This window comes from Nonlabens ulvanivorans (genome assembly GCF_000732625.1).
GTDB classification, from domain to species: domain Bacteria; phylum Bacteroidota; class Bacteroidia; order Flavobacteriales; family Flavobacteriaceae; genus Nonlabens; species Nonlabens ulvanivorans.
In genome coordinates this window covers 362486-386699 of record NZ_JPJI01000032.1, presented here as the reverse complement: position 1 = coordinate 386699, position 24214 = coordinate 362486, and the positions used below count along the sequence as shown (strand labels likewise).

The window sequence follows — 24214 nt, the reverse complement described above, 5'->3', positions numbered from 1 at the left end:
TGATTTTTTATAAAATACTATTACCAGATTTTAATACGGTTCTCTGGTGTGATATACATACCATCTGCCTCTGTAATTTCAAATGCATCATAAAATGCATCGATATTTTGAAGCGGTACATAACCACGATACATACCAGGTGAGTGTGTGTCACCTTTAATACGTTGCTTTAAAGCCTCTTCACGCATTTTAGTGCGCCATACTGTTCCCCAACTTAAAAAGAAACGTTGTTCTGGTGTAAATCCATCAATCGCTTCTGGGCGACCTTTATCTTTCATCCATAATTGATGAGCATCATATGCGGCATTAACACCACCTAAATCACCAATGTTTTCACCTAATGTAAATTCACCATTGATATTAACACCAGGTAATACTTCGATAGCACTATATTGATTTGCAAGATCTTTACCTAAGTCTTCAAATTGTGTTTTATCATTTGCAGTCCACCAGTCAGTCATATTACCGTTTGCGTCAAATTTTGCGCCGCTATCATCAAATCCATGAGAAATTTCATGGCCTATTACAGCTCCCATACCACCAAAGTTGAAGGCAGCGTCTGCTTCATAGTTATAAAATGGCGGTTGTAAAATAGCTGCTGGGAAAACAATTTCATTATAGTACGGATTGTAGTATGCGTTCACAGTTTGTGGAGACATGAACCATTCTGTCTTATCTACTTTTTCTCCCAGTTTATTAAGATTATCGCGGTAGTTCCAAGATTGTACAGCTAGCATATTATCAAATAAAGTACCTCCGTTTGCAGGACTTTTGATTTCCATTTCTGAATAATCTTTCCATTGGTCTGGATAACCTATTTTAATAGTCATACCGTTAAGTTTTTCAATAGCCTTAACCTTAGTCTCAGGACTCATCCAGGCTAATCCATTGATGCGTACTTCATATGCTTTCTTTACATATTCAATCATCTCTTTGGCTTTGGCTTTAGCCTCTGCAGGAAATTTTTCACTTACATATAGTTGACCTAGAGCTTCACCTAAAGTTCCGTTCACGGTTCCTAGTGCGCGCTCATCTCTAGGACGTTGTTCTTTTGCACCACGCATCGTTTTACTGTAAAAGTCCCAGTTAGCATCTTCTAATTCTGCAGATAGCATAGTAGCTGCTGCATCTACCATAGTCCAGCGCATGTAAGTTTTCATAGCATCTAGATTACTATTATCCCACATATTATTTAATGCAGTCATATATGCTGGTTGAGAAACAATAATTCTATCAAAATCTTTAACCTCTAATTTTTCAAAATATTCATCCCAGTCTATAGATGGTACTAGAGTTTTAAATTCATCTAAACTCATTGGATTGTAGCTTAATTGCGGGTTTCTACGAGCTACTTTATCTAAACGTGGTTGTGCCATTTGTGTTTCTATGGCAATGATCGTTTTAGCATCATTTGCTGCTTGTGCTGCATCAGTACCTGTTAATGTCAGCATACGTGCAACGTGCTTTTCGTAAGCAGCTAGTTTTTCAACATTATCAGCATCATCTAGATCTACATAGTATTCACGCTGCATTCCCAAAGCACCAGGACCCATTTGAGCTACGTTTATATCTGTGTTCTGAGCGTCTGGACCTACACCAAATCCATAAAAGCCACGTAAGCCTTTTGAAGAAAGCTCAGCAAGTAAAGCAGGTATTTCATCGACAGAATTAATAGCCTCAATTTGCTCTAGATATGGTAATAAAGGTTCATAACCAGCTTTATCTCTAGCTTCTGTATCCATTATACTTTGATATACAAAAACTGCTTTTGCTTGATCTGAAGATTGATCAAGGTTTTTATCATTCATGGCTTTGTCTAGGATAGCAAGCATGTCTGCATCAGTATCTTTTCTAAGCTTATTGAAGCCACCCCAAACTGTTTGATCTGCAGGTATCTCAGTAGAATCTATCCATTTTCCATTTACATAACGATAAAAATCGTCTTTAGGAGAAACGCTAGTATCCATTGCGGTCATGTCCAGACCAGGATAGTCTTTTGCCGGTTCTTTACAAGATGTGACTGCAATAGCCACCGCGCAAGAAGCAAGTAAGGTTTTTTTTAAGTTCATGTTTATATAGTTTGAGAGGTTAGTAAACTCTGTTTGATAAATGTTACACAAGATAATAATTGTTGGGTTTTAACTCTAGTATTTAGTTTATAATTAACTAGTTTTCAATTAAAAAAAGCCTACAATATTGCAGGCTTTTTTAATTGAAAAATGATACGTACTCTGTTTAATTAACGATAAGTTTTTCAGTTACAGTACCTGTAGCTGTAGAAATGTTTAAAAAGTACATTCCTTGTGCAACATTATTAAGATGAATAGAGTGTCTTTCTCCCGTATTGTTGAGTCTAGAACTTATCAGTTTACCAGTTACATCATAGATGCTGTAATCAAAAGCGTCTTTACCATTCCATGATAGTGTGAAGTCACCTTTTGACGGGTTAGGGAAAATTTTATAAGAATCTAAAAGTGTATTGCTATCGTTGCTTAATGTTCCAGTTACGACTACATTATCAAGGACTACACCTTCTTCAGTGACGGCTTGGTCAGAAATAAACACATATCGAAAAGTGATGTTACTCTCTGAATTAAATGGGCTCAAATCATAAGAATAGGTTTTCATAACGGCATCTGTTCCTGTCCATTGCGCTCCTACACAATTAAAGCAATTTACGCCATTGGGACTTCTGCTAGAATTATACCAGCCAGGATCAGTTGCGCTACCTAAAACATTCCAGTTACTGCCGCTATTGATGGTGTATTCGATATACATCAAATCCCAATCTTGTTCTAACTCAAATGCCATATCAAATTGTAGTGTAGGATTGATGACTCCATTGAGATCGTAACAGCCTGTATACAAATATGCTACTGTATCATTTGAGTGCTCACCAGTTAGATTAGTTCCATATACTTGTGTACCACTTACGGCTTGATTAAGAATAGGTCCTGCTGGTATGCCACGTTCCCATTGATTTGTTCCGCCAGTTTCATTAAAGGTTAATAGATTCCTATTTTCAAATTGGTGAATATCATTAATGACACCACTATTATTTTTAAGTATTGTTGTGGTTTCATTATTGTTACTGGCAAAAGCGTCATTTGTTGTATTCACCGTTACTGATATGTCGTTTGTACCTAGATTGAGTGACAATCCTGTTAGGCTTACGGTGGTTTGACTTTGTGCAGGTATTGCAGTGCTGTAAGTGCTACTAACAGAAGAGCCACCATTAATAGTATAATCAAGGTTGAAACTATTTATAGCTGTTGTTCCTCCATTTTCAATTACAATATCAATGTCCGTATCTCCACAAGAAAAACCAGTGTTGGAATAGTTTATGCTTACCAATTCAATATCTGTAGGTGGTGGACCGGCAGTCACGGATGTTTGCCAGATACCTCTACCGTAAGTCCCAGCAGTAAGCACATTGTCTACTCCATTGATTTCAAGGTCTCTGATGTTTACATTTGGCAAATTGTTATTGAAAGTTGACCATTGAGCAGTTACGTCATCATATTTATAGACTCCGATGGTTGTTCCTAAAAATATTTCTCCATCTACACTCATCGGCAAACTTGCAATGGTATTTTTACCTAGGCTAGGAAGATTAGCAGTTATATCGGTAAAACTACTTCCTTGGTTCAAACTTTTATAAACGCTACCAAATGATTCTTCTGTCGAAAGGTAAACGATATTATGATCTGTATTACTAACTTCAATTGCTGCGATGTCTTGTGGGAAGTTAGAAACCAGTGAAAAATTGGAACCGGCATTTATACTTCTATAAAGAAGATTGTTGATGGCTATGTAAATTGTGTTATCGTCATTTGGATCTATTTCAATTAAATCGATATTAGAACTAAATGGAGAGGAAACAGCAACAAAACCGTTGTTTTGTACTTTATACAAAGCAGTATACCCTACATAAATTGTACCTTGACTATCCACTTTTAATGGCGTGATCCAGTTACCACTTTCACCATTAGGACGATTGATAGAGTTAAGAATTGAGTTTCCGCCATTATTTGTAAAGTAAAGCCCACCACCATTTTGAGTAAACCCGTAACGTATATTTGAATCTAATGGATCTATACCACCATCCATTCCGTCGGCACCATAAAAGTTTTTCCATTGATTACCGCTTCTAGCTTGTCCACCATTATCTTGTAATCCACCTATTACCTGTGCGCTTGATTGTGTGCTAACGGCAATTCTATAAAATTGACCTATTTGAGCTCCTGCGGTAAGGTCAGTGAAGGATCCACCGTCATTATTACTTCTATAAATACCACCATCCGACATTACAAATAGTTCAGAACCAAATTGTCTAATTTGATGAATATCTGCATGAGTATAAGTGCTACCGGTAGGGTTGCTCCATGAGTTTATTTTTGTAAAAGAGCTGCCACCACTAAAGGATTTCCATACATTTAAACAACCAGTGTAAACTATTTCTGCATTAGTCGTAGATACTTCTAGGGCAAGATCATAGTTCCCTTGTCCGCTTTCTAGAATGTCTGTACCATTATCTCGACGTGTAAAAGTTAATCCACTATTAGTAGATCGATATAAACCCATTAAATTAGCACTGCCATCAATAATTAATAAGTAAACATAATTAGGGTTAGCAGGAGAAACACCTATAACGCTTCTTCTCATACCATTAGGTAAGCCTGTAGATGGCTGAGTGAATGAGACACCATTATCAGTTGATACAAAAAAGGAATTGTTTGTACTAAGGTATATGGTGTCTGGTGATCCGGGCTTTAATTTGATGTCTTTCACATTTGCGGGAAAAGTTCTTGAAAAGCTCACACCACCATCAACAGATCTGTAGAAACCAAAATTTGAAGACACAAATATTTTGTTACTATCTCTCGGGTCTAAGTATACTTCACTGATATTTGCAGTTGCACCTATAAATGTTAATCCAGTACTATTCCATGTAATTCCTCCATCGACAGATTTCATTAATCCTATACTGCTTGAGTCTCTAGCGTCATCATCACCTGTACCTATATAAATAATGTCAGAATCTGTCGGGTCTACGGCTATTGCACTTACTCCTATCTGGGATAAGAAATCTGAAATAGGTGTCCATGAAACTCCAGCATCAGTAGATTTCCATATTCCTCCACTTGGTGAACCTAAGTAATAAATATTTGGGTTGTTAGGATCTATAGTCACCGTGTTTGCTCTACCAGTTCCTGTAGACCATGATCCTGTACCTTGTATAGAAAAGGGACCTATTGCACTCCAGTTAGAGTTGTCAGAAAGTCCACTTTTTCTAAAATCTCTTTCGATTAGAATTGTTTCCAGTTCTTCTGCTCCTTGTATTGTGCCATCTTCTTTTACATAAGCCTTTGCAGCATCTAGCCATCGCATGAATGGTTTGTAACCACTTCCTTTGGCGTTTTTATTATGCGTTTCCCAGTAAGCCTCACCTGCATCTTTAATGTCTTGGTAGGTGATTTCATTTTCAGATTTCTGTTTTCTTAATTGTTCCATCCATGGATTGTCGAGTCCAGGTTGTGCTGTGGTAAATACGAATCCTAAGAGAATTAGTAATGATAAAAACTTCATAAAATGGTTTTAATGGTGCCGCAATATAATGGACAGAGTTCACGATTCAATAACAACTTGTTAATTATGTCTTAATTTCTTAAAAAGCTGACAATAAATCGGAATAATTAATCGACGAATAGTGCGATATTATGGCTTATTAGAAAAAATCAATCTCTTCTTATAGTTATTTAAATCAATAATGATGATCATTTTTCTATTAAGATATGGGTTAAAACTCCTTCTTTTTTAATAATTCTTTTTTAATAATTCTTTTTTGTAATTATTATCCCATTGTTTTTTAAGCTCTGTAAGTGAAGCTACATTTTCATTAGGTACTGCTATAGAAAGGACATAATGTGCAATTTTGTAAACTCCATTTTCCTTTTTTAAAATTCCGCTACCACGGCATATTCCCATTTGAGTATCTAATAATTCGTCAAAATAAATCACACCATTGTGTTGATAAATGTGACGTTCCAGAGGTGTAAAAGACCAAGCCTTGCCTTTGTCAAAATACGGTTTTGAAAAAGTTTTAAACTCTTGTAGTTGCCAGTTTTCAGTTGCGTCAGTTCCAATAAAAACAGCATCACTGGTCATTAAACTAAAATAATCTTCATAGCTGGCCGTAGTAGCCGCATCGTGCCAGTCGTCTATTGTTCTATCTAACAGGTCAGTACCAATATTTTTTTGAGAACCGCAAGAAGAAAGTATAATAACGGTTAAGAGTAGAAGTGTTTTTTTCATAGTTGCTAAAGGTAAAACACAAAAAATAAAGTGATTCTAATGTAAGTAGATTTGCTCGATGCCTATAGTGTTCTTAAATTAGATGCATGGAAAAACATAGATGTGGCTGGTGTTTAGGAGATGACTTATATGAAGCATATCATGATCTGGAATGGGGAAAACCAGTATATGATGATCAGACACTTTTTGAGTTTCTTATTCTCGAAACTATGCAAGCTGGCTTGAGTTGGATTACTATCTTAAAAAAGCGTGCAAATTACTATGATGCATTAGATCAATTTGATGTTCAAAAAATTGCAAACTATAATCAGAATAAGCAGGATGAATTATTAAAGAATGCTGGGGTTATCCGCAATAAATTGAAAATCAAATCTATAATTACTAACGCTCAACTTTTTATGGAGATTCAAAAAGAATTTGGTAGTTTTTCTCAATACATATGGAATTATGTTGATGGTAAGCCTATTAAAAATCAAGTTTTAGATTACAAGACTGCACCGGCAAACACGGCACTTTCTGACCAGATCTCCAAAGATTTAAAAAAGAGAGGTTTTAAATTTGTAGGTTCTACAATTATGTACGCATTTATGCAGGCTACAGGAATGGTAAATGATCACGAGATAAATTGTCATCGATATGATGAGGTATAAAATTATACTCTTTTTAGTATTCGCTTTCGCGAAAGCGGAATTTACAATAGCTCAACAAGATGATAATTATAAAATTGAGCAAGAGGAACGAATTGATATTGACGATTTTCCGGCAGATGCGAGAAACCTCATTTACACCATTAGTAAGGCGCGCAGGAAGATTAAATATTATAAAGAAACAGATGGCTCTTTAATTACCTATGAAGCTAAATACAAACTAAGTGGTTACAGATATAGTGTAGAGTGTGATCAAAAAGGTAATGTAATTGATATAGAGGTGCTTATTAAAAAAAGACAAATAGAGTCTAGCATATTCACCATAATTACTGATAAACTTAAGGGAATATCAACTCGTTTTAAAGTTGAAAAAATTCAAAAACAGTACGTCATAGATGATCAAGACGCCTTGCTTATATCTAATCGATTAGAAAATGATGATTTTGATAATTTTGAATTGATTGTTGCTTTTAAAGAAAATGATAAAATCTACCGTAAAGAATTACTTTTCAGTAAAGAAGGAATATTACTAAAGCAACGCGCAGTAAAAAAACTAAAATATGACTTCATACTATTTTAGGATTTTTGCCTTTTTGTTCATGCCGTTAATCTCAACAGCTCAAGTTGTAAATAATTATATTGTACAACCATCAATAAATGTGCGCTGGGATAATAGTGGTAGGTGGAAATTTAATAGTGCCTTAGAACATCGTAGTGTTGTTAATAATGGATGGAACGCCTTACATGTTCAAGCTGTGCAATTTGCCAGCTATGAAGTAGGTTTCTATTCACAGATAGGAATGGGCGTGATGTATCGAGAGCTTTTTGATGATCAACGTCCTGAAGAACTTAGATTTACAGAGCAGTTTGTCTATGCACGGAAATATAATAATCTAAAAATCGCTCATCGTTTGCGGTGGGATCAACGCATTAGAGGCGAAAATCTAACTTACCGATGGCGCTATCGACTTTCTGGATCCTTCCCGCTAAATGGTGCAACCGTTGATGCGACCGAATTTTACTTAACATCTAGCATAGAGACCATTTTTATTGCACAGGCAAATGAAAAGCCAGGATATGATCAAAGAGTAGCTATAGGCCTAGGTAGAGCACTGAGTAATAATATAAAATTACAGTTGGTAAATGAATATCGCTGGGAAAATTATACTAACCTTATAAATCGCTCTTTATTTATAAACTTGGGTGTTTTTTATTCTTTATAAATAGCTTAAAAAAACTTCGCGATCTATTTCAATAGCGCCTAAACTGTGTAAATGATCATTATATAGCTGTGCATCGATGAAATGGTAGTCTTTAGATTTAAGGGATTTCACTAAATGTAATAGAGCAATCTTACTAGCATCAGTTGCTAGAGTAAACATAGATTCTCCACAAAAAATCTTTTTTTCAGGTAAATCAATTCCATATAAACCTCCTACTAATACGTCCTCTTTAAAAACCTCAATACTTTTTGCATGACCTAATTCATGTAATCTTGAGTATGAACTTATAAAATCATCATTTATCCAGGTTCCAGCTTCATCCTGACGCTTTACTAGTGCACAATGACGCATCACTTCTGTAAAGCAAGTATTTTCTTTAATTATATAACCTTTGTTGCGTTGACTTTGTTTTAATGACTTTGTGACTCTCATAGGTTCGTCACTTTGTAGATCAAATACCATTCTAGGATCAGGGCTCCACCAGCAAATAGGGTCACCATCGCTATACCATGGAAAAATGCCTGACTGATATGCCAGTAGTAGTCTTTCTACACTTAAATCGCCACCTATAGCAAGTAAGCCATGGTCTGGAGCACTGCTAGGATGCGGAAAAATGAGATTATGATCTAGAGTTTGCACGATTTTAGACGATTAAGTTTGCAATTTGAGATAAAAATGTTAATCTTTGAGAAGCCTTCTTATCTAATTTATTTCATCATTGCTTTTTTTGAGTTTGTTTGAAGGCTAACCTATTAAGAAAGAAAATCCCAACTGTAATGGTTGGGATTTTTTAATTTATAGAGTTAGCTGATTCTTTTTTCAAAGCATAAACTGTTTAATGCATCTCTATAAAGTTCATAATTATCAATAATTTGATAACCATTACTTTTATATAAACCAATAGCTTCCAGCTGACGTGTGCCTGTTTCTAAAATACATCTATTGTAGGACAGTTCTTTAGTCCATTGTTCTAATTCTTTTAAAATACTAGATGCAACTCCCATATTACGGAAACCGGTGACTGTATACATTCTTTTAACCTCTACGGTTTGAGAATCATATTCTTTAATCGCTCCACAACCGGCTAGAATAGAATCCCTGTAATAACAGAGAACGACATGTTTAATATGGTTTAATTTATTAAACTGGTCATAGAATTCATGTTCTTCACCATCAGTAATAGCTAGATATGCATCTAATTCTTCAACTAACTTTTTAAAATCGATATTATGAGAATCAGTTCTTACTAATCTCATTTGTCTTTTTTTTAAAAAGGTAGGTCGTCGTGATCTTCATTTTTTGAATTTGAAATAGGATCAAATTCATCAAACGGCGGTATTTCCTGTGATGGTGCAGCTGGAGTAGCTCCTACACGTTCTATTCTCCATCCTACAATAGAGTTAAAATATTTAATCTCTCCTTGTGGGCTTTGCCATTCACGACCTCTCAAGTTGATACCTACTTTTACTGGTTCACCTACTTGAAAACTATCTAATAAGCTAGTTTTATCTTGAACAAATTCTAACATTAAATGCTGTGGATATTGTTCTTCAGTAGTGATAACTAGTTCACGTTTTTGAAATCCACTAGCACCAAAAGATTTGGTTTCACCTATTACTTTAATTTTTCCTTGTACTTCCATGTTATAATAATATAATTTTCCATGCGTCGATTATGTTGCCTTCTAGGATCAACTCTTGCGCACGTATATGTTTTTCTTTATTATCTAAAATTGATAATTTTTCCGCTTTCGCGTAAGCGATAACAGATTCTCTATCTGGTATAGCCTCAATATTCCCTAATTTTCCTAAATCGTTACCTGTGAGTATGGTACTATTTCTTGCGTGATCAGGTAGTGCGTCAACACCTACACCTAGCGTTGCCAATGGTTTAGGTACTTCAAACATCGCGTCTTTAGAACGGCAATACCAGTTGCCACCCATACGGGCAACCGTGTCGATTTTAACTTGGTCTATCTTACCATCTTCATCTAGGACCTCATCATTAACGTGAACCATGACTACCTCGCATATAATCAAATTACCAGCGCCACCTTCCTGTCCTAGCTCTACAATTTCTTTTACTTTACATTCAAATTGAACAGGACTTTCTGCAACTCGAGGTGGTGCAATCATGTCTGATGCTACTGCAGTTAAGCCAGATTTTACAAATTCATCAACATCAGCACCGTACTCAGTACTACTCAACGACATTTGTTGTACTATATCATAGTTTACTATATTGATAACGACCTCACCTGTTGCTCTAGCATTAATTAACGTATGCTTTATAGAATTATCTCTTACCCGACGTGCAGGTGAAAAAATCATGATAGGTGGATTTGCGCTAAAAACGTTGAAAAAAGAATAAGGCGATAAGTTTACATTACCATCCTCATCAATTGTACTCGCAAATGCGATAGGTCGAGGTTGTACCGCGCCCAGCATAACGCTGTGTAAATGAGCTGTTTTTGTATCTTTTGGATCTAGTTTCACCGTGATTTTTTAAGGATGGTAAAGGTATGGATTTTAAAGCGTTTATGTAAAGTAGAAATAAGAATTAAACAAGACCTTTTCCTTGATATCATAAAACCATGTTAAGCGCGTTTGACTTATTATACTATATTTAAATTTCTTAAAAGCTTTCATGAATTTTACAGCAAACCGTAATGTGTTGAGATGGGTGATCATAGCCTTTGCAATGATAATCACAGCTCTTATTCTTTGGAATACGTATGAGTTTTTTCAACAACTCAAAGAAAGTGAGCAAAAGAACATGAAAGAATACGAGATTGCCATTGATGATTTAGTCAATCAATCTTTAGAGGCCGAAATGGGAAATCTTGGGTCTACCGTGACAGAAAACACCACGACAATTCCTATGATAGAGGTAAATTATAAGGGCGATATGAAGGCTCGTAATTTACCAGAGCATATCATGAACGATACTATAAAATTAAGATCTTTAATTGCAGAGTATGCTTCTGAAAATGAGCCGATTCGTATTAACTATGATGGCGCGCCTTTTCAAACTATTTACTATGGTGAAAGTCCTATAATTACTAAAATGAAGTATTTCCCAATGGCTTTGTTGTTGATATTGGTGCTGTTCGGTGCGGTTATTTGGTTTTTCTATCGCTCTACAAAAGCAAGTGAGCAAAATAAACTCTGGGCCGGTATGGCTAAGGAAAGTGCTCACCAGATAGGAACACCGCTATCATCATTAGTAGGTTGGACCACATTACTTAAAGACACTGATGTCGACCCTAGTTATGTAGCTGAAATGGAAAAAGATATCGTCAGGTTGCAAACCATTACAGAGCGATTTTCTAAAATAGGTTCGATCCCTACATTGTCTGAAATGGATATAGTAGATCAGACAGATAAAGCTGTTCATTATATTTCTTCACGCAGCTCAAAATTGGTAGTTTTTGACGTTGATTTACCTAGTCAACCGATTATGGTAAAACTTAATGAGCAACTATATGCTTGGGTTATTGAGAATTTAATAAAAAATGGTATTGATGCCATGAAAGGTAAAGGAGCTATAAAAGTTTATCTGCGTGCAGATGCTCATAAGGTTTTTATAACGGTTACTGATACAGGAAAGGGTATTCCTAAAAATCAATGGAATCAAGTTTTTACTCCAGGATTTACGACTAAAAAGAGAGGTTGGGGATTAGGTCTGTCTCTAGCGCATCGTATTATAAGAGATTATCATAAAGGCACGATTAGGGTTTCAGAGAGTAAAAAGGATAAGGGAACCACTTTTGAAATCATGATTAATAGATTAAAATAATTTACCTAAGTATAAATGTTCTTTTGACGACAACAAAAGTTTAGGATTCTAAATTTTTTCATTCCTACTTCTTAACTTACTTTTGCTTATTCAAATTTATTCTAAATAAGCTTTGAGCGATACTATAGCACATCTAAAACGTGGCGAACAAGCCACAATCGTTTCCTTTAATGAGGAACAGGTACCTCTTAAACTCCTTGAAATGGGTTGCTTACCGGGTAATGTAGTGATGATGATGGAAAGTGCTCCTTTTCAAGATCCAATTTATCTTAATATAAATGGTACTTATCTGGCTATAAGGCGTGAAACTGCTCAGCAAATAATAGTGAAACGTCATGGGTAAATCGATTAATGTTTCACTTATAGGTAATCCTAACACAGGAAAAACATCCCTTTTTAACAGACTTACTGGTTTAAACCAAAAGGTAGGAAACTATCCAGGTATTACTGTAGAGAAAAAAGAAGGGATTTGTAAACTAGATCGCAGTTTAAAAGCTCATATACTAGATTTACCTGGTACTTACAGTCTCAATACCTCTAGTCTAGATGAAAGTGTCGTCGTTGAGACGTTGCTCAACAAAAACTCAAAAGACTATCCAGATGTTGCTGTGGTAGTTTCTGATATTGAGAATCTTAAACGTAATTTGCTTCTGTTTACACAGATTAAAGATCTAGAAATACCTACCATATTAGTTATTAATATGGCTGATCGCATGCAACGCAAGGCTATTTCTCTAGATATAGAATTAATGGAGCAAGAACTCAATACTCGTGTAGTGTTAGTGAGTGCTAGAAAAAATATAGGTGTCGATGACCTTAAAAAAGCTATTTCAGAATATAAAAACCTGAAATCTGTACCTTGTGTAAACGCCTCTACTATAGATCCAGAATATTTTGAAACTTTAAGAAAAGCCTATCCTAAACAGTCAATATATAAGTTATGGTTGGTGATTACTCAAGATGTAAATTTTGGTAAAATAGATAGGAATAGGGATTTAGAAGATTTAAAATCGAGTTCATTTGCTGTTAAGTCTGAAAGTGACTTAAAAAAAATGCAACACAAGGAAACAGTCGTCAGATACCAGTTTATCAATAGTCTATTGACTAAGGTATTGAATGTAGATAAATCGCAAGCAAAAGATTTAAGGACTAGATTAGATAGAGTTTTACTTCATAAAGTATGGGGTTATCTTATTTTCTTTGTGATATTACTACTGATATTTCAAGCGATCTATGATTGGTCTACCTATCCTATGGACTGGATAGATACCTTTTTTGCAAAAGCAAGTTCATGGGCGCAAACATCGCTTCCTGAAGGTCCTTTTACTGATTTAATATCTGAAGGAATCATTCCAGGACTTGGCGGTATCGTCATATTCATTCCTCAAATAGCCTTTTTGTTTTTATTCATTGCCATCCTTGAAGAGAGTGGTTATATGAGTAGGGTAGTGTTCCTTATGGATCACATTATGAAAAAATTTGGCTTGAGTGGTAAGAGTGTCGTACCATTGGTATCTGGTACTGCTTGTGCCATACCTGCAGTTATGGCAACACGTAATATAGAGGACTGGAAAGAACGTTTAATTACCATCCTAGTTGTCCCTTTTACTACATGTTCTGCAAGATTACCGGTTTATTTAATAATTATAGCCTTAGTAATACCAGAGCAAGAAGTTTGGTGGATTTTCAATATGCAAGGGTTAACCTTGATGTTATTATATATGTTAGGATTTGGAGCAGCAATATTCTCTGCTTGGGTGCTTAATAAGATATTACCTATCAAGCGCAAAGCCTTTTTTGTAATGGAAATGCCTGCCTATAAGTTGCCCATGTTAAAAAATGTGGGTATCACAGTTCTTGAAAAAACGAAGAGTTTTGTATTAGGTGCAGGTAAGATAATTATGGCAATATCAGTGATTTTATGGTTGCTAGCTAGTCATGGAATCGGTGAGCAGTTTACTAATGCAGAAGAGATTGTTAAAGAGCAATATGCAAGTCAGAATTTATCAGAAGAAGAATTGACTAATAAGATAGCATCACAACAGTTAGAGCACAGTTTTATAGGCTATATAGGTAAAGGGATAGAGCCGGCAGTAAGACCACTAGGTTATGATTGGAAAATAGGTATCGCTATTGTAAGCTCATTTGCTGCAAGAGAGGTTTTTGTGGGTACACTTGCTACAATTTATAGTGTTGGAAGTGATGAAGAGGAGACGATTAAAAACCGTATGAGAGCCGAGGTCAATCCTATTCTAGGCGGACCGTTATTTAATTTTGCTAGTGGTATATCGTTATTGCTATTCTATGCATTTGCTATGCAATGTATGAGTACGCTGGCTATAGTAAAAAGAGAAACTAATAGCTGGAAATGGCCAGCTATACAATTTACAGCTATGACTGTTATAGCTTATTTTGCAGCTCTTGCAGCATATCAAATTCTCAAATAATGGAATTATTACAATATATATTAGTTGCAGTTGTCGTCTTAGTAGCACTAGGTTGGTTATTTAGAAAATCATTATTTCCATCTAAAAAAACGAGTGGCTGTGGTGATGGCAACTGCGGCTGTCATTAATTAAAACAGTAATAGAAATAAAAAAGCCCTTTCAAGTTGAAAGGGCTTTTGAATACAAAAAAATATGACTTTATTACTGTACAACTCTTACGTTTACAGCATTCATTCCTTTTTTTCCTTCTTTTTCTTCATACTCAACGCGGTCACCTTCTCTTATCTCATCGATAAGTCCAGTTACATGCACGAAGCATTCGTTTTGTGATCCTTCTTCAACGATAAATCCAAATCCTTTAGACTCGTTGAAAAACTTTACAGTACCTTCTTTCATTGTAATAAAATGTAATAATTAATAATAACAAAGGTATAGGGATTATTATTTCTAAATTGTTAATACCCAGATTATTTTAGTTTTTTGAGTATTTATAGGAGCTTACAGGCTACTTAGGTGTGCCTTTTAAATAAATATGACTGCCTTTAATTGATCTATCATACATAATTATACTGCCTGCCACCGCTACATTCAAGCTTTTAGGAGTATTAAACTTTATTAAATGATGAGATTTTTCAATAGCTTCATTAGTAAGTCCATGATCTTCAGCACCTAATAGGTAAACACAATTACGAGGATGTTTAAATTTCTGAAGATCTATTGCTCTCTCGTCAAGCTCGACACCTATAATCATGGCGCCTTTAGGTAGGTGATTATAAAAATCTTCAAAAGTATCATAATGAAAATAAGGCATTGCTTTAACAATATCATGTGTGTCACAGGCCTGTTTTGCATATCTTTTTCCTACTGTAAACACAAAACTAGCACCTAGATTTTGAGCACTACGCCATAAGACACCTAGGTTTTCAGGAGTTTTACCGTGCTGTATGCCTATACCAAAGTAACCTGGTTCTAATTGGTCTATTTTCATGTGTAGATTATTTTACAGTGGTTGTAGCTTCTATTAAATACATGGCGAGACGCAATTTTCCATAACTGTATTTTCCATTGAATTTTTCAAATATGGGCTTGAGTGCATTTTCTTTCTCATAACTTTCATATAATGGTTCAATTTCTGCAAGTTCTTCTTGTGAAATATGTGCGTTTAAATCAACATCTTTATGACTTACATATCGTTTTCCTAGATGAGATAGTATCGTGTCTACTTTAAGTGATCTAATTTCAGATATTTCTTCAAGGGTTTTTCCAGCCCAGTAGAGCTTTACACTTTCCATTACAGTGTCTTTTTTTGGACCGCTCTTTTTTTTCTTCTTAGGTTTTGAAATCACTACACGATATATAAAATCGCCCTCGCGCATCATTTTAAAACCTTGCGTGAGTTTTAAAAATGACTCTCCATAGGTATCTAACTTGTGTTTTCCGACACCAGTAATATCTTCAAACTCATCAATTGTTAGTGGAATTCTAGAGGCGATGTCTTTTAATGTGGCGTCACTAAAAACCATGTACGGTGCCAGATTCTCTGGGGACGCGATTTGCATTCTTAACTTGCGTAATCCTGCATACAAATCTTTATTAATATCACTAGGCAAGGCTTCTTGTGCTGCTTTTGCATTTCTTGCAGCAAGCTCTTCGGGTTTAGGGATAACAGCTAGTTGTACTTTTTGTTTTTCAAAAAGTACAGCTTGTGCCTGCGGTGTTAATTTAAGATGGTTAAATTCATGAAAGGCGATCTCTAGCAATCCTTGATTAATCATTTGTATGATATATTGTTGCCAGTTATTCCATGATATATCACGTCCTGCGCCATAAGTTTTTATAGATTGAAAACCGCTATCGATCACACTTGCATTTTGTGCACCGCGCAATACATCGATTAATAAATTGAGTGATGCCCTTTCTTTCATTCTATAAACAGCACTTAGTGCTTTTTGAGTTATTAATGTTGCATCAAAGAAGTCTGGTTTATTAAGGCATACGTCACAGTTACCGCAATCATTTTCTAGATATTCATTAAAATAAGATAGTAACATACGACGGCGACAGGTGAGTGCTTCGGCAAATTGTTTCATGCGCTCTAGCTTTGCAATTTGCACTTCACTATTACCACTATCTCCTGCAAAATTGCGCAGTTGAATCATGTCTGCATAGCTATGGAATAGTAGGGCATGAGCATCAATACCATCGCGCCCTGCACGACCGATTTCTTGATAATATCCTTCAATGTTTTTAGGCATATTATAATGAATCACAAATCGCACATTAGATTTGTCTATTCCCATACCGAATGCGATGGTCGCACATACTATCTTAATTTCATCTTTAATGAATTGTTCTTGTACGCTTTCGCGAAAGCGATGTTCTAACCCAGCGTGGTAAGCAGCAGCAGAAAAACCTAGACTGGACAGCTTATCTGCTAGTTTTTCACATGATTTTCTACTCAAGCAGTAAATAATACCAGAGTCGTCTTTATACTTTTTAAGAAAACGACGAACTTGAGCTAACCGGTCGTTACCAGGTCGTACTTCTAGAGTTAAATTAGGTCTATCAAAGGATGCTACATATTCCTGAGCGTGAGATATGGCAAGTTGCTTTTTAATATCGGCACGTGTAGCGCGATCTGCAGTAGCGGTTAGTGCTATTAAACTAGCCTGTGGAAACGATTGTTTAAGATAAGCCAGTTGTGTGTATGCTGGTCTAAAATCATGACCCCATGTAGAGATACAATGTGCTTCATCTATCGCAATTAAAGAGACGTCTGTAGGCTTTAAATGTTGTAATAAAAGTTGAATGCTTTCTGGTGCTACATAAAGTAATTTTAGTTGATTCTCTTTTAATAGTTGTAGCATTTCTTGCTGCTCTGTACCGACTTGAGAGCTGTTAAAATAACCAGCTGTAATGCCATTTGCTCTTAGAGAATCAACTTGATCCTTCATTAAAGCAATAAGTGGAGAAACGACTAAGGTGATACCATCTAGCATTAATGATGGTAACTGGAAACACATAGACTTACCACCACCAGTAGGCATAACAACCATCAGGTCTTTGTGATTAAGAACATCATTTATAATTTGTTCTTGTAAAGGTCGGAAACTGTCGTAACCGAAATGCTTTTTAAGTAAATCGTGTTTGTTCATTAAAATTAGTTTGTATGGCTTATAAAATCTTAGGCGACAAATTTATTCTATTTTAGCAAAGCATACAATCAGACAAATGTTGAAAATGAAAGGATTACTAGCGTTCTTATTGATTTTAGTGACAGCCTTATGCGAGGCACAAGATCTTAATAATTATAAATATGTTATTGTGGATAATCAATATGATTTCCAACAAGAACCCAATGAATATCGACTCAATGAGATGATGGTGTTTGAGATAAAAAAACGAGAAATTAGTGCTTTCTTGGCTGATGATGTCTTGCCAAATGATTTGAATGAGACTGGTTGTAATGCACTTTCCTTAAAAGTTGAAACGAGATCCGGTTTACGGGTTAAGATGATTTTTGAATTTGTAAATTGTAATGGCATTACCGTATTTGAAACTAAAGAAGGAATAGGTCGGACTAAGAATTTTGAAAAAGCATATCGAGAAGCTATACGAGATGCGATGACATCACTGGATGGTCTTAATTATTCTTATGCTGCTTCATTAGATGGTCGTCCATCTGGCATAGAAACACCTATTCAAGTCATGCAACCTAGCGCTGTAAAACCATCATTAGAGATTACACCATCAAATGGAGTTGAGAAAGATGAGCCTCAAACGATTCCAAGACCTGAAATGGTTGAGTTAATAGATGATGAAGTCTACACTACTAACTCCAAAGAATATAAAATTCAATCTACAGATTCTGGATACAATGTGTATAAAAACAACAGTCTCATCGGAACTCTTAAAAAGAGTGCTTCAGGCTGTTACCTAACAGTAACTACTGAGTTTATTGGGATAGGTTATAAAAAAGAGAATACCATTATTATCGAGTATGATAAAAATGGTACTCAGTTTCTTGTTTTCCAAAAGAAATAAGGAGACTAAACGTGTTTCCCTACTTCAAAACCATGTTTACCTAGATACTGATCACCACTATCTATTGCATCTTGTTCTAGAGTTGTTCCCATAGAATCGTTCCATCTATTAAGATAACCGAATAAAGAAATTACACCTAGCATTTCTACAATCTCTCCTTCATCCCAATGTTGGTGTAATCGATCTTGTATATCTTGATTTACGGCATTAGGCACTTGACTAGCGGCTAGTGAGAAATCTAGTGCAGCACGTTCAGCATCATTAAAAGCTGCATGCGTTCGGTATTCCCATATGTTATCAAGTTGTTCTTGCTCTGCTCCATAACGTTCTGCAGCTCTTATGGCGTGCGCTTGACAATATCTGCAACCTGTTGCATTACTAGAAACCCAAGCAATCATACGTTTTAAAGCGCTAGTCACACGACCTTCATTTGCCATAACTGCTTTATTAAGATTGATAAATGCTTTTGAGATTGCTGGTCTGCGCTGCATGGTCAGTACAGAATTAGGACAAAAACCTAAGGTTTCATTAAAAAAGGCAGCTAGTTCACGTGTTTCAGGATCATGACTAGCGTCTAATGGAGTTACTAATGGCATATTAAAAATTGTAAGTTCTAGGGCAAGTTAATAATTATCTATCACAGAAATTGTGATACTAAGAACCAAATCATATTTTGGTATTACATTTGAAACTATGCGCTGGACCTTAAAACCTCAACCCGATATAGCAACACAAGAGAAACTGGCTCAAGAGCTAGGTATAGACTCTTTTCTTGCTGGTTTGCTGGTGCAACGTGGTGTGGACGCTTTCGCGAAAGCGAAATCCTTTTTCAGACCAGATCTTAATGAATTACATGATCCTTTTTTAATGAAGGATATGGATGTGGCTGTAAAACGCATCCAAAAAGCCATAGGGAATAATGAGAATATATTAGTTTATGGGGATTATGACGTTGACGGAACTACTAGTGTTGCATTAATGTCTACCTTTTTATTGAGTTTTTATGATCGAGTAGCTACTTACATACCAGATCGATATGGTGAAGGTTATGGAGTGAGTTATCAAGGAATAGATTTTGCCTCAGATAATGATTTTTCTCTAATTATAGCACTGGATTGTGGTGTGAAAGCTATTGATAAAGTTGCTTATGCAAGTGAAAAAGGCATTGATTTTATAATTTGTGACCACCATAGACCTGGAAAGCAATTACCAGCGGCTGTTGCTGTTCTAGACCCTAAGCGTAATGATTGTTCTTATCCATTTGATGAGTTATGTGGTTGTGGTGTTGGATTTAAATTGTGTCAGGCGCTGGTAGAGGCAAATGATTGGGATTTTGATATTTTAATTCCGTATTTAGATTTAGTTGCTACGGCTATAGGTGCAGATATAGTTCCTATAGTAGATGAAAATAGAATATTAGCTTATCACGGATTGAATGTGATTAATACGAGCCCACGTGCTGGTTTTAAAGCAATCATTCATCAATTAAAGAAAGATACTTTAACAATTACTGATGTTGTTTTTATTATAGCACCACGCATCAATGCGGCTGGTAGAATGAAACACGCTCTACATGCGGTGGAGTTAATGGTGACTGATGATTTTAAAGAGGCACAACGTATTGCCGCAGAAATTGAAGAGTATAATGCAGATAGACGAGAGGCAGATCAGTCGATAACAGAAGAGGCAAAACAGCAAATTATTAATAATAAAGAGGAAGAACTTTTTACTACCGTAGTCTTCCAGGAAGACTGGCACAAAGGAGTCATAGGGATAGTTGCGTCTCGATTAATTGAAACTTATTACAGACCTACTCTAGTCTTTACAAAAAGCGGTGAGTATCTAGCAGCTAGCGCACGTAGTGTAAGCGGTTTTGATGTGTATAACGCGCTTGAGCAATGTAGTGAGTTTATAGAGCAGTTTGGTGGTCATAAATATGCTGCTGGTTTAACATTAAAACCTGAAAATTATCGTTCTTTTAAGGCTCGATTTGAAGAGGTAGTTTGTGCTACTATTGAAAAGCAACACCTGACACCAGAAATAAAAATTGATGCCATATTACCACTGGGAAGTATAACGCCGAAATTTTATCGAATTTTACAACAAATGGCACCATATGGGCCGAGTAATATGCGACCTGTTTTTATGACTGAAAAGGTTATGGATACAGGATATGGTAAGTGCGTAGGGAAAGCAGAAGATCATTTAAAGATCAAAGTGGTAAAAAAACAGAATGATAGACATGCCATTGATGCTATAGGTTTTCATCTGGGTAAAAAGATTGACCTTATAAAAAACGATGACAAATTTGATATTGCTTATACCATTAGTGAGAACGAATGGAATGGTAATGTTACTTTACAATTAATGCTTAAAGATATTAAAGCTTAATAGTTGAGCATGTTTACTAGGTGATCTAATCTCAAAGGCTTTTTGTTTAAAGAGTAAAGAGGTGCTGTTTCAGCAAATTTTTTCAGATCTTTTTCTGAGTATTTTTCACTAGTCATGTGAAATTTCAAATTGAGTTTTCCTTTTTGCTCTATTATTTTATTAGATACTTTTTTAATTAATTTCCATCCATTTACAGCGTTCGTTTTATTCTCTGTAATGATATGAATAGAATCAGTTGAATCACTTTTATCCAGTTCTTCTAAACTTTCTAAGGCCTCTTTATTATTTGAAAAAACATGAATATCTTTTGATAATTCATTTAACTCTAGCATCGTTTTAATAATGTATGAGTCGATAGGATTATCATCTATGATCCAAATTTTAGAAGTCTTCATAATATTTTATTTTCAGAGATCTAAAGTTGCGATTTATTGATCAATGTGACTATAAATAAATTGAAGTAAGAATGAAAATCGTTAAAGAGTTTTATTTTAAGTTAAACTGTAGGAAATGGTAATTAAATTTTAATAGTGAAAGTACTGCCGATTCCTACTTCACTTCTTACAGAGATAGTGCCGCCCATGGCTTCAACTTGGTTTTTAGTCATAAATAATCCTAAGCCATTTGCATTCTCGTGATTATGAAAAGTCTTATACATTCCAAATATTTTATCTTGATGTCTGGATAGATCTATACCTAATCCGTTGTCAGAAACACTTATCGTACATACCCCATTATCTTGTGTTGCAGTAATAATAATGGATAGAGATTTATTTAAATCTCTATATTTTATACTGTTGGTAATAAGGTTTGATAAAGCACTCTCTAAATATGCAGGAAAAGCATCAATTTTTAATTGATCTTCTATATCTAATGTTATTGAGTAATCGCTATTTAAAAGTTCTAATGATATACTACCTAACACTTTTTGTACAAACTCACATAATGAAATAGAATGAAAATTAATATGAGTGGTTTGTATAGAAACTACTTGATTAAGGTCTTCAATAGTTTGGTTTAGGTTATCACTAGAGTTGTTGAGCATAGACATGATTTTAGATCTAATCTCTTCATCATCATTTTCTAAATAGAAATTTATTAACCCTTTAAAATTACTTGAGTGAGATCTTAAATTGTGAGATACTATGTAAGCAAAGTTTAATAGTCGGTCATTCTTTTGCATGATTTCATCAACAAAAACTTTACGTTCCTGAGTAGCCTGTTTTTCTTTGGTAATATCAATGATTTGAATTACTAAGTTTTCTGGCTCGCCATATTCATCTTCTAGTACATTACAAATTGTTTGTGTATAAATAATGGATCCATCAGGTCCTTGAAACTTGATAGGTTGTTTGATGTGATCTCTTTTACGATTTAATAATTTTTGTAACTTATCGAACCAAATGCAGAAGTCTTTCTTATCAATAAGCTCTTCAAACGATGAGTTTAACAAGTCTGCGTTATTGATTTTAGATATGGATACTAAGGCATTGTTTACATCTAGTAACTGAAGAGTAGTTGCGTCCATGATAGCAACACCAACTTTTGAGTTTCTAAATAATTTTTGAAACTTCTCAGAATTTAATTTAGACTGATGTTCTTTCTTCTTACGATCACTAATATCTTCAAATGTTCCATATTGTCGATGGCATACACCATCTACAAAATCACTTTGACCTATTGCTCTTACCCAAATTGAATTTCCTTTTGCGGTTATTAATTCTAATTCTAAATCATAGGACTCATTCTTAGTAAGAGAATTAATGAAGGCTTGTGTAATCTTATTTCTAGAGTCACCTTCTTTATAGAATAAAATTGCATTTGAGGCATCAGGTTGATAATCCTCTGGTAATTCATGTAGTGCCTTTGTTGCGCTAGACCAGTATAGTTCTCCATTAATATTGTTATAATGCCAGGTGCCAATGCTTGCTTTAGTACAGGCACTCAATAATATTCTATAATCTAACTGGTCTCGTTTTCTTAAGATTACTTGAGAGGTAATATCTTCACTTACGATAATCATTCCAGCAATTTCGTTATCATAGTCGTACCACGGTTTGACATTCCATTTAAGCCATTGCTCTGTGCCATCCTTTCTTGAAAACAATTCTTCATCACAGTATTCTTCAGCACCTTTTAAAACATTTTGAAGCTTTACTTTCCATTCTTCAGAAACTTCTGGAAATAAATCATAATGATGCATTCCTTTAATATCGGTGTATTGAAGTTTATAATCTTCGCACCATTTAGCAGAGTGCGCAACATAACGCAAATTGTTGTCTAAAAAAGCAACTGCAATAGGAGCTTGTATCAAAATGTTAATTTGATCTGTGATGTTTGTATTGTATTCTTGAGCCATGATTCAAATTTACTTCAGAATCATGTTCAAATGCTCTTAATTAAGATGAATTACTTGTAATAGTTAAAAAACATCGATTAAGTGCTTATTAAATCGTTTAAGGGAGATCATTCTTTCTTGAGTTGAAAAGTATCTCCGTCAAAAACACCATACGTGTAATGATGAATCCAATCCCCTATATTGTAGTAAGTGCTATGATCGCCTACAGGAATTTCCATGGGCATGTGACGATGGCCAAAAATAAAGTAGTCGTAATGCTTTGTTTCTAATTTACGTTTGGCATATTGTGCTAGCCATTCATTTTCCTCTCCTAAGAATTTTGCATCCTCATCACCAGAGATTAGTTTGTTTTTAACTGAAAGATATCTAGCAATTCCGACTCCTATGTCAGGATGCAGCCATTTAAAGCACCATTGAAAAAAAGGACTTATAAACACTTTTTTCATTCGTTTATAACCTTTATCACCTGGTCCTTTTCCATCACCATGTCCTATAAAGAACTTCTTGCCGTTAAATTCAAATGTTTTAGGCTCGTGATAAACTTTAATTCCTAGCTCATCTTCAAAATACCCAAACATCCATAAATCATGATTCCCTACAAAAAAGTAAATTGGGATACCACTGTCAGCGATCTCGGCAAGTTTCCCCAATACTCGTACTTGATTTTTAGGAACAACATGTTTGTATTCAAACCAGAAATCAAATAAGTCTCCTAATAAAAATATGGCTGCTGCATCTTTTTTAACCATATCTAACCAGTCTAGAAACTTACGTTCTCTAGGCTTACTTAACTCTTGAGTTGGAGCACCTAAATGATTATCGCTGGAAAAATAAATTTTTTTGCCTTGTGGTAATTGCATGAAGGCAAAGATAGTATTCTTCACATGATTATAATTTTAATTCTATGAGGTAAGAATTCTTGTTTTTAAAAATGGACTATTATCTATAGATTCATTTAACTTATAGAATAATTGATCAGGATGTACAGTT

General features: G+C 35.1%; 22 protein-coding genes. 8 read left to right on the top strand and 14 right to left on the bottom strand.

Going from position 1 to position 24214, the window contains the following annotated elements:
• Positions 1 to 20 precede the first annotated feature (20 nt).
• From IL45_RS08875 to IL45_RS08865, 3 genes are all read right to left on the bottom strand, one after another.
• On the bottom strand, positions 21 to 2069 hold the full coding sequence (locus tag IL45_RS08875) for a M13 family metallopeptidase (RefSeq protein ID WP_036582918.1): 2049 nt from the start codon (positions 2067 to 2069) through the stop codon (positions 21 to 23).
• Positions 2070 to 2235: 166 nt separating this feature from the next.
• Positions 2236 to 5589, bottom strand: coding sequence for a T9SS type A sorting domain-containing protein (locus IL45_RS08870; RefSeq protein ID WP_036582915.1), 3354 nt, complete (start codon positions 5587 to 5589; stop codon positions 2236 to 2238).
• A 228-nt stretch (positions 5590 to 5817) separates the two neighbouring features.
• Entirely contained in the window at positions 5818 to 6315 is a 498-nt protein-coding gene (locus IL45_RS08865; RefSeq protein ID WP_036582912.1) for a nuclear transport factor 2 family protein, read from the bottom strand.
• Positions 6316 to 6401: 86 nt separating this feature from the next.
• Between IL45_RS08865 and IL45_RS08860 the strand changes: the two genes are divergently transcribed.
• From IL45_RS08860 to IL45_RS08850, 3 genes are read left to right on the top strand one after another with little or no spacing between them, the layout of a single operon-like run.
• Complete coding sequence (locus IL45_RS08860; RefSeq protein ID WP_036582909.1) at positions 6402 to 6965, top strand: DNA-3-methyladenine glycosylase I; 564 nt, start codon at positions 6402 to 6404, stop codon at positions 6963 to 6965.
• Positions 6952 to 7542, top strand: coding sequence for a hypothetical protein (locus IL45_RS08855; RefSeq protein WP_146128625.1), 591 nt, complete (start codon positions 6952 to 6954; stop codon positions 7540 to 7542). Before IL45_RS08860 ends, IL45_RS08855 begins: the two co-directional genes overlap by 14 nt.
• A complete protein-coding gene (locus tag IL45_RS08850; RefSeq protein WP_036582904.1) occupies positions 7523 to 8185 on the top strand; it encodes a DUF2490 domain-containing protein in 663 nt (220 codons plus the stop codon). Before IL45_RS08855 ends, IL45_RS08850 begins: the two co-directional genes overlap by 20 nt.
• Here the strand turns inward: IL45_RS08850 and aat are convergent.
• From aat to IL45_RS08830, 4 genes are all read right to left on the bottom strand, one after another.
• A complete protein-coding gene (aat, locus tag IL45_RS08845; protein ID WP_081866577.1) occupies positions 8180 to 8824 on the bottom strand; it encodes a leucyl/phenylalanyl-tRNA--protein transferase in 645 nt (214 codons plus the stop codon). The genes IL45_RS08850 and aat overlap by 6 nt on opposite strands.
• 164 nt (positions 8825 to 8988) lie before the next feature.
• Positions 8989 to 9441: a GNAT family N-acetyltransferase gene (locus tag IL45_RS08840; RefSeq protein ID WP_036582900.1), complete on the bottom strand. Its 453-nt coding sequence runs from the start codon at positions 9439 to 9441 to the stop codon at positions 8989 to 8991.
• A gap of 11 nt (positions 9442 to 9452) precedes the next feature.
• The gene (locus IL45_RS08835; RefSeq protein ID WP_036582897.1) at positions 9453 to 9827 is read right to left on the bottom strand and encodes a DUF3127 domain-containing protein; all 375 of its coding nucleotides are present in this window, start codon (positions 9825 to 9827) and stop codon (positions 9453 to 9455) included.
• A 1-nt stretch (position 9828) separates the two neighbouring features.
• Entirely contained in the window at positions 9829 to 10680 is an 852-nt protein-coding gene (locus tag IL45_RS08830; protein WP_036582895.1) for a flavin reductase family protein, read from the bottom strand.
• A 151-nt stretch (positions 10681 to 10831) separates the two neighbouring features.
• On the opposite strand from IL45_RS08830, the gene IL45_RS08825 reads away from it, so the two are divergent.
• The 3 genes from IL45_RS08825 (at position 10832) to feoB (ending at position 14430) form a co-directional block, all read left to right on the top strand.
• Positions 10832 to 11983 carry a sensor histidine kinase gene (locus IL45_RS08825; protein ID WP_036582892.1) on the top strand — a complete coding sequence of 384 codons (1152 nt, stop codon included), beginning with the start codon at positions 10832 to 10834 and terminating at the stop codon, positions 11981 to 11983.
• Positions 11984 to 12095: 112 nt separating this feature from the next.
• Positions 12096 to 12326, top strand: coding sequence for a FeoA family protein (locus IL45_RS08820; RefSeq protein ID WP_036582889.1), 231 nt, complete (start codon positions 12096 to 12098; stop codon positions 12324 to 12326).
• The gene (gene feoB / locus IL45_RS08815; RefSeq protein WP_036582886.1) at positions 12319 to 14430 is read left to right on the top strand and encodes a ferrous iron transport protein B; all 2112 of its coding nucleotides are present in this window, start codon (positions 12319 to 12321) and stop codon (positions 14428 to 14430) included. Before IL45_RS08820 ends, feoB begins: the two co-directional genes overlap by 8 nt.
• A 201-nt stretch (positions 14431 to 14631) precedes the next feature.
• Here feoB and IL45_RS08810 read toward each other — a convergent pair whose 3' ends face one another.
• From IL45_RS08810 to recQ, 3 genes are all read right to left on the bottom strand, one after another.
• On the bottom strand, positions 14632 to 14826 hold the full coding sequence (locus IL45_RS08810) for a cold-shock protein (protein WP_036582883.1): 195 nt from the start codon (positions 14824 to 14826) through the stop codon (positions 14632 to 14634).
• A 109-nt stretch (positions 14827 to 14935) separates the two neighbouring features.
• A complete protein-coding gene (locus IL45_RS08805) occupies positions 14936 to 15418 on the bottom strand; it encodes an RNA methyltransferase (protein ID WP_036582881.1) in 483 nt (160 codons plus the stop codon).
• Between the two features lie 7 nt (positions 15419 to 15425).
• Complete coding sequence (gene recQ / locus IL45_RS08800) at positions 15426 to 17585, bottom strand: DNA helicase RecQ (protein ID WP_036582879.1); 2160 nt, start codon at positions 17583 to 17585, stop codon at positions 15426 to 15428.
• Positions 17586 to 17670: 85 nt separating this feature from the next.
• On the opposite strand from recQ, the gene IL45_RS14805 reads away from it, so the two are divergent.
• A complete protein-coding gene (locus IL45_RS14805; RefSeq protein WP_146128624.1) occupies positions 17671 to 18474 on the top strand; it encodes a hypothetical protein in 804 nt (267 codons plus the stop codon).
• Between the two features lie 5 nt (positions 18475 to 18479).
• On the opposite strand, the gene IL45_RS08790 is transcribed toward IL45_RS14805, so the two are convergent.
• Positions 18480 to 19070, bottom strand: coding sequence for a carboxymuconolactone decarboxylase family protein (locus IL45_RS08790; protein ID WP_006796605.1), 591 nt, complete (start codon positions 19068 to 19070; stop codon positions 18480 to 18482).
• Positions 19071 to 19167: 97 nt separating this feature from the next.
• Between IL45_RS08790 and recJ the strand changes: the two genes are divergently transcribed.
• On the top strand, positions 19168 to 20865 hold the full coding sequence (recJ, locus tag IL45_RS08785; RefSeq protein WP_036582874.1) for a single-stranded-DNA-specific exonuclease RecJ: 1698 nt from the start codon (positions 19168 to 19170) through the stop codon (positions 20863 to 20865).
• Here the strand turns inward: recJ and IL45_RS08780 are convergent.
• The 3 genes from IL45_RS08780 to IL45_RS08770 all read right to left on the bottom strand — a co-directional run bounded on the left by IL45_RS08780 (position 20862) and on the right by IL45_RS08770 (position 24084).
• Positions 20862 to 21260 (bottom strand): response regulator, encoded by a 399-nt coding sequence (locus tag IL45_RS08780; RefSeq protein ID WP_036582871.1) that lies wholly within the window; start codon positions 21258 to 21260, stop codon positions 20862 to 20864. The genes recJ and IL45_RS08780 overlap by 4 nt on opposite strands.
• Before the next feature lie 122 nt (positions 21261 to 21382).
• Positions 21383 to 23224 carry a PAS domain-containing sensor histidine kinase gene (locus IL45_RS08775; RefSeq protein ID WP_036582869.1) on the bottom strand — a complete coding sequence of 614 codons (1842 nt, stop codon included), beginning with the start codon at positions 23222 to 23224 and terminating at the stop codon, positions 21383 to 21385.
• Positions 23225 to 23331: 107 nt separating this feature from the next.
• Positions 23332 to 24084 carry a UDP-2,3-diacylglucosamine diphosphatase gene (locus tag IL45_RS08770; RefSeq protein ID WP_036582868.1) on the bottom strand — a complete coding sequence of 251 codons (753 nt, stop codon included), beginning with the start codon at positions 24082 to 24084 and terminating at the stop codon, positions 23332 to 23334.
• Positions 24085 to 24214: the final 130 nt, after the last annotated feature.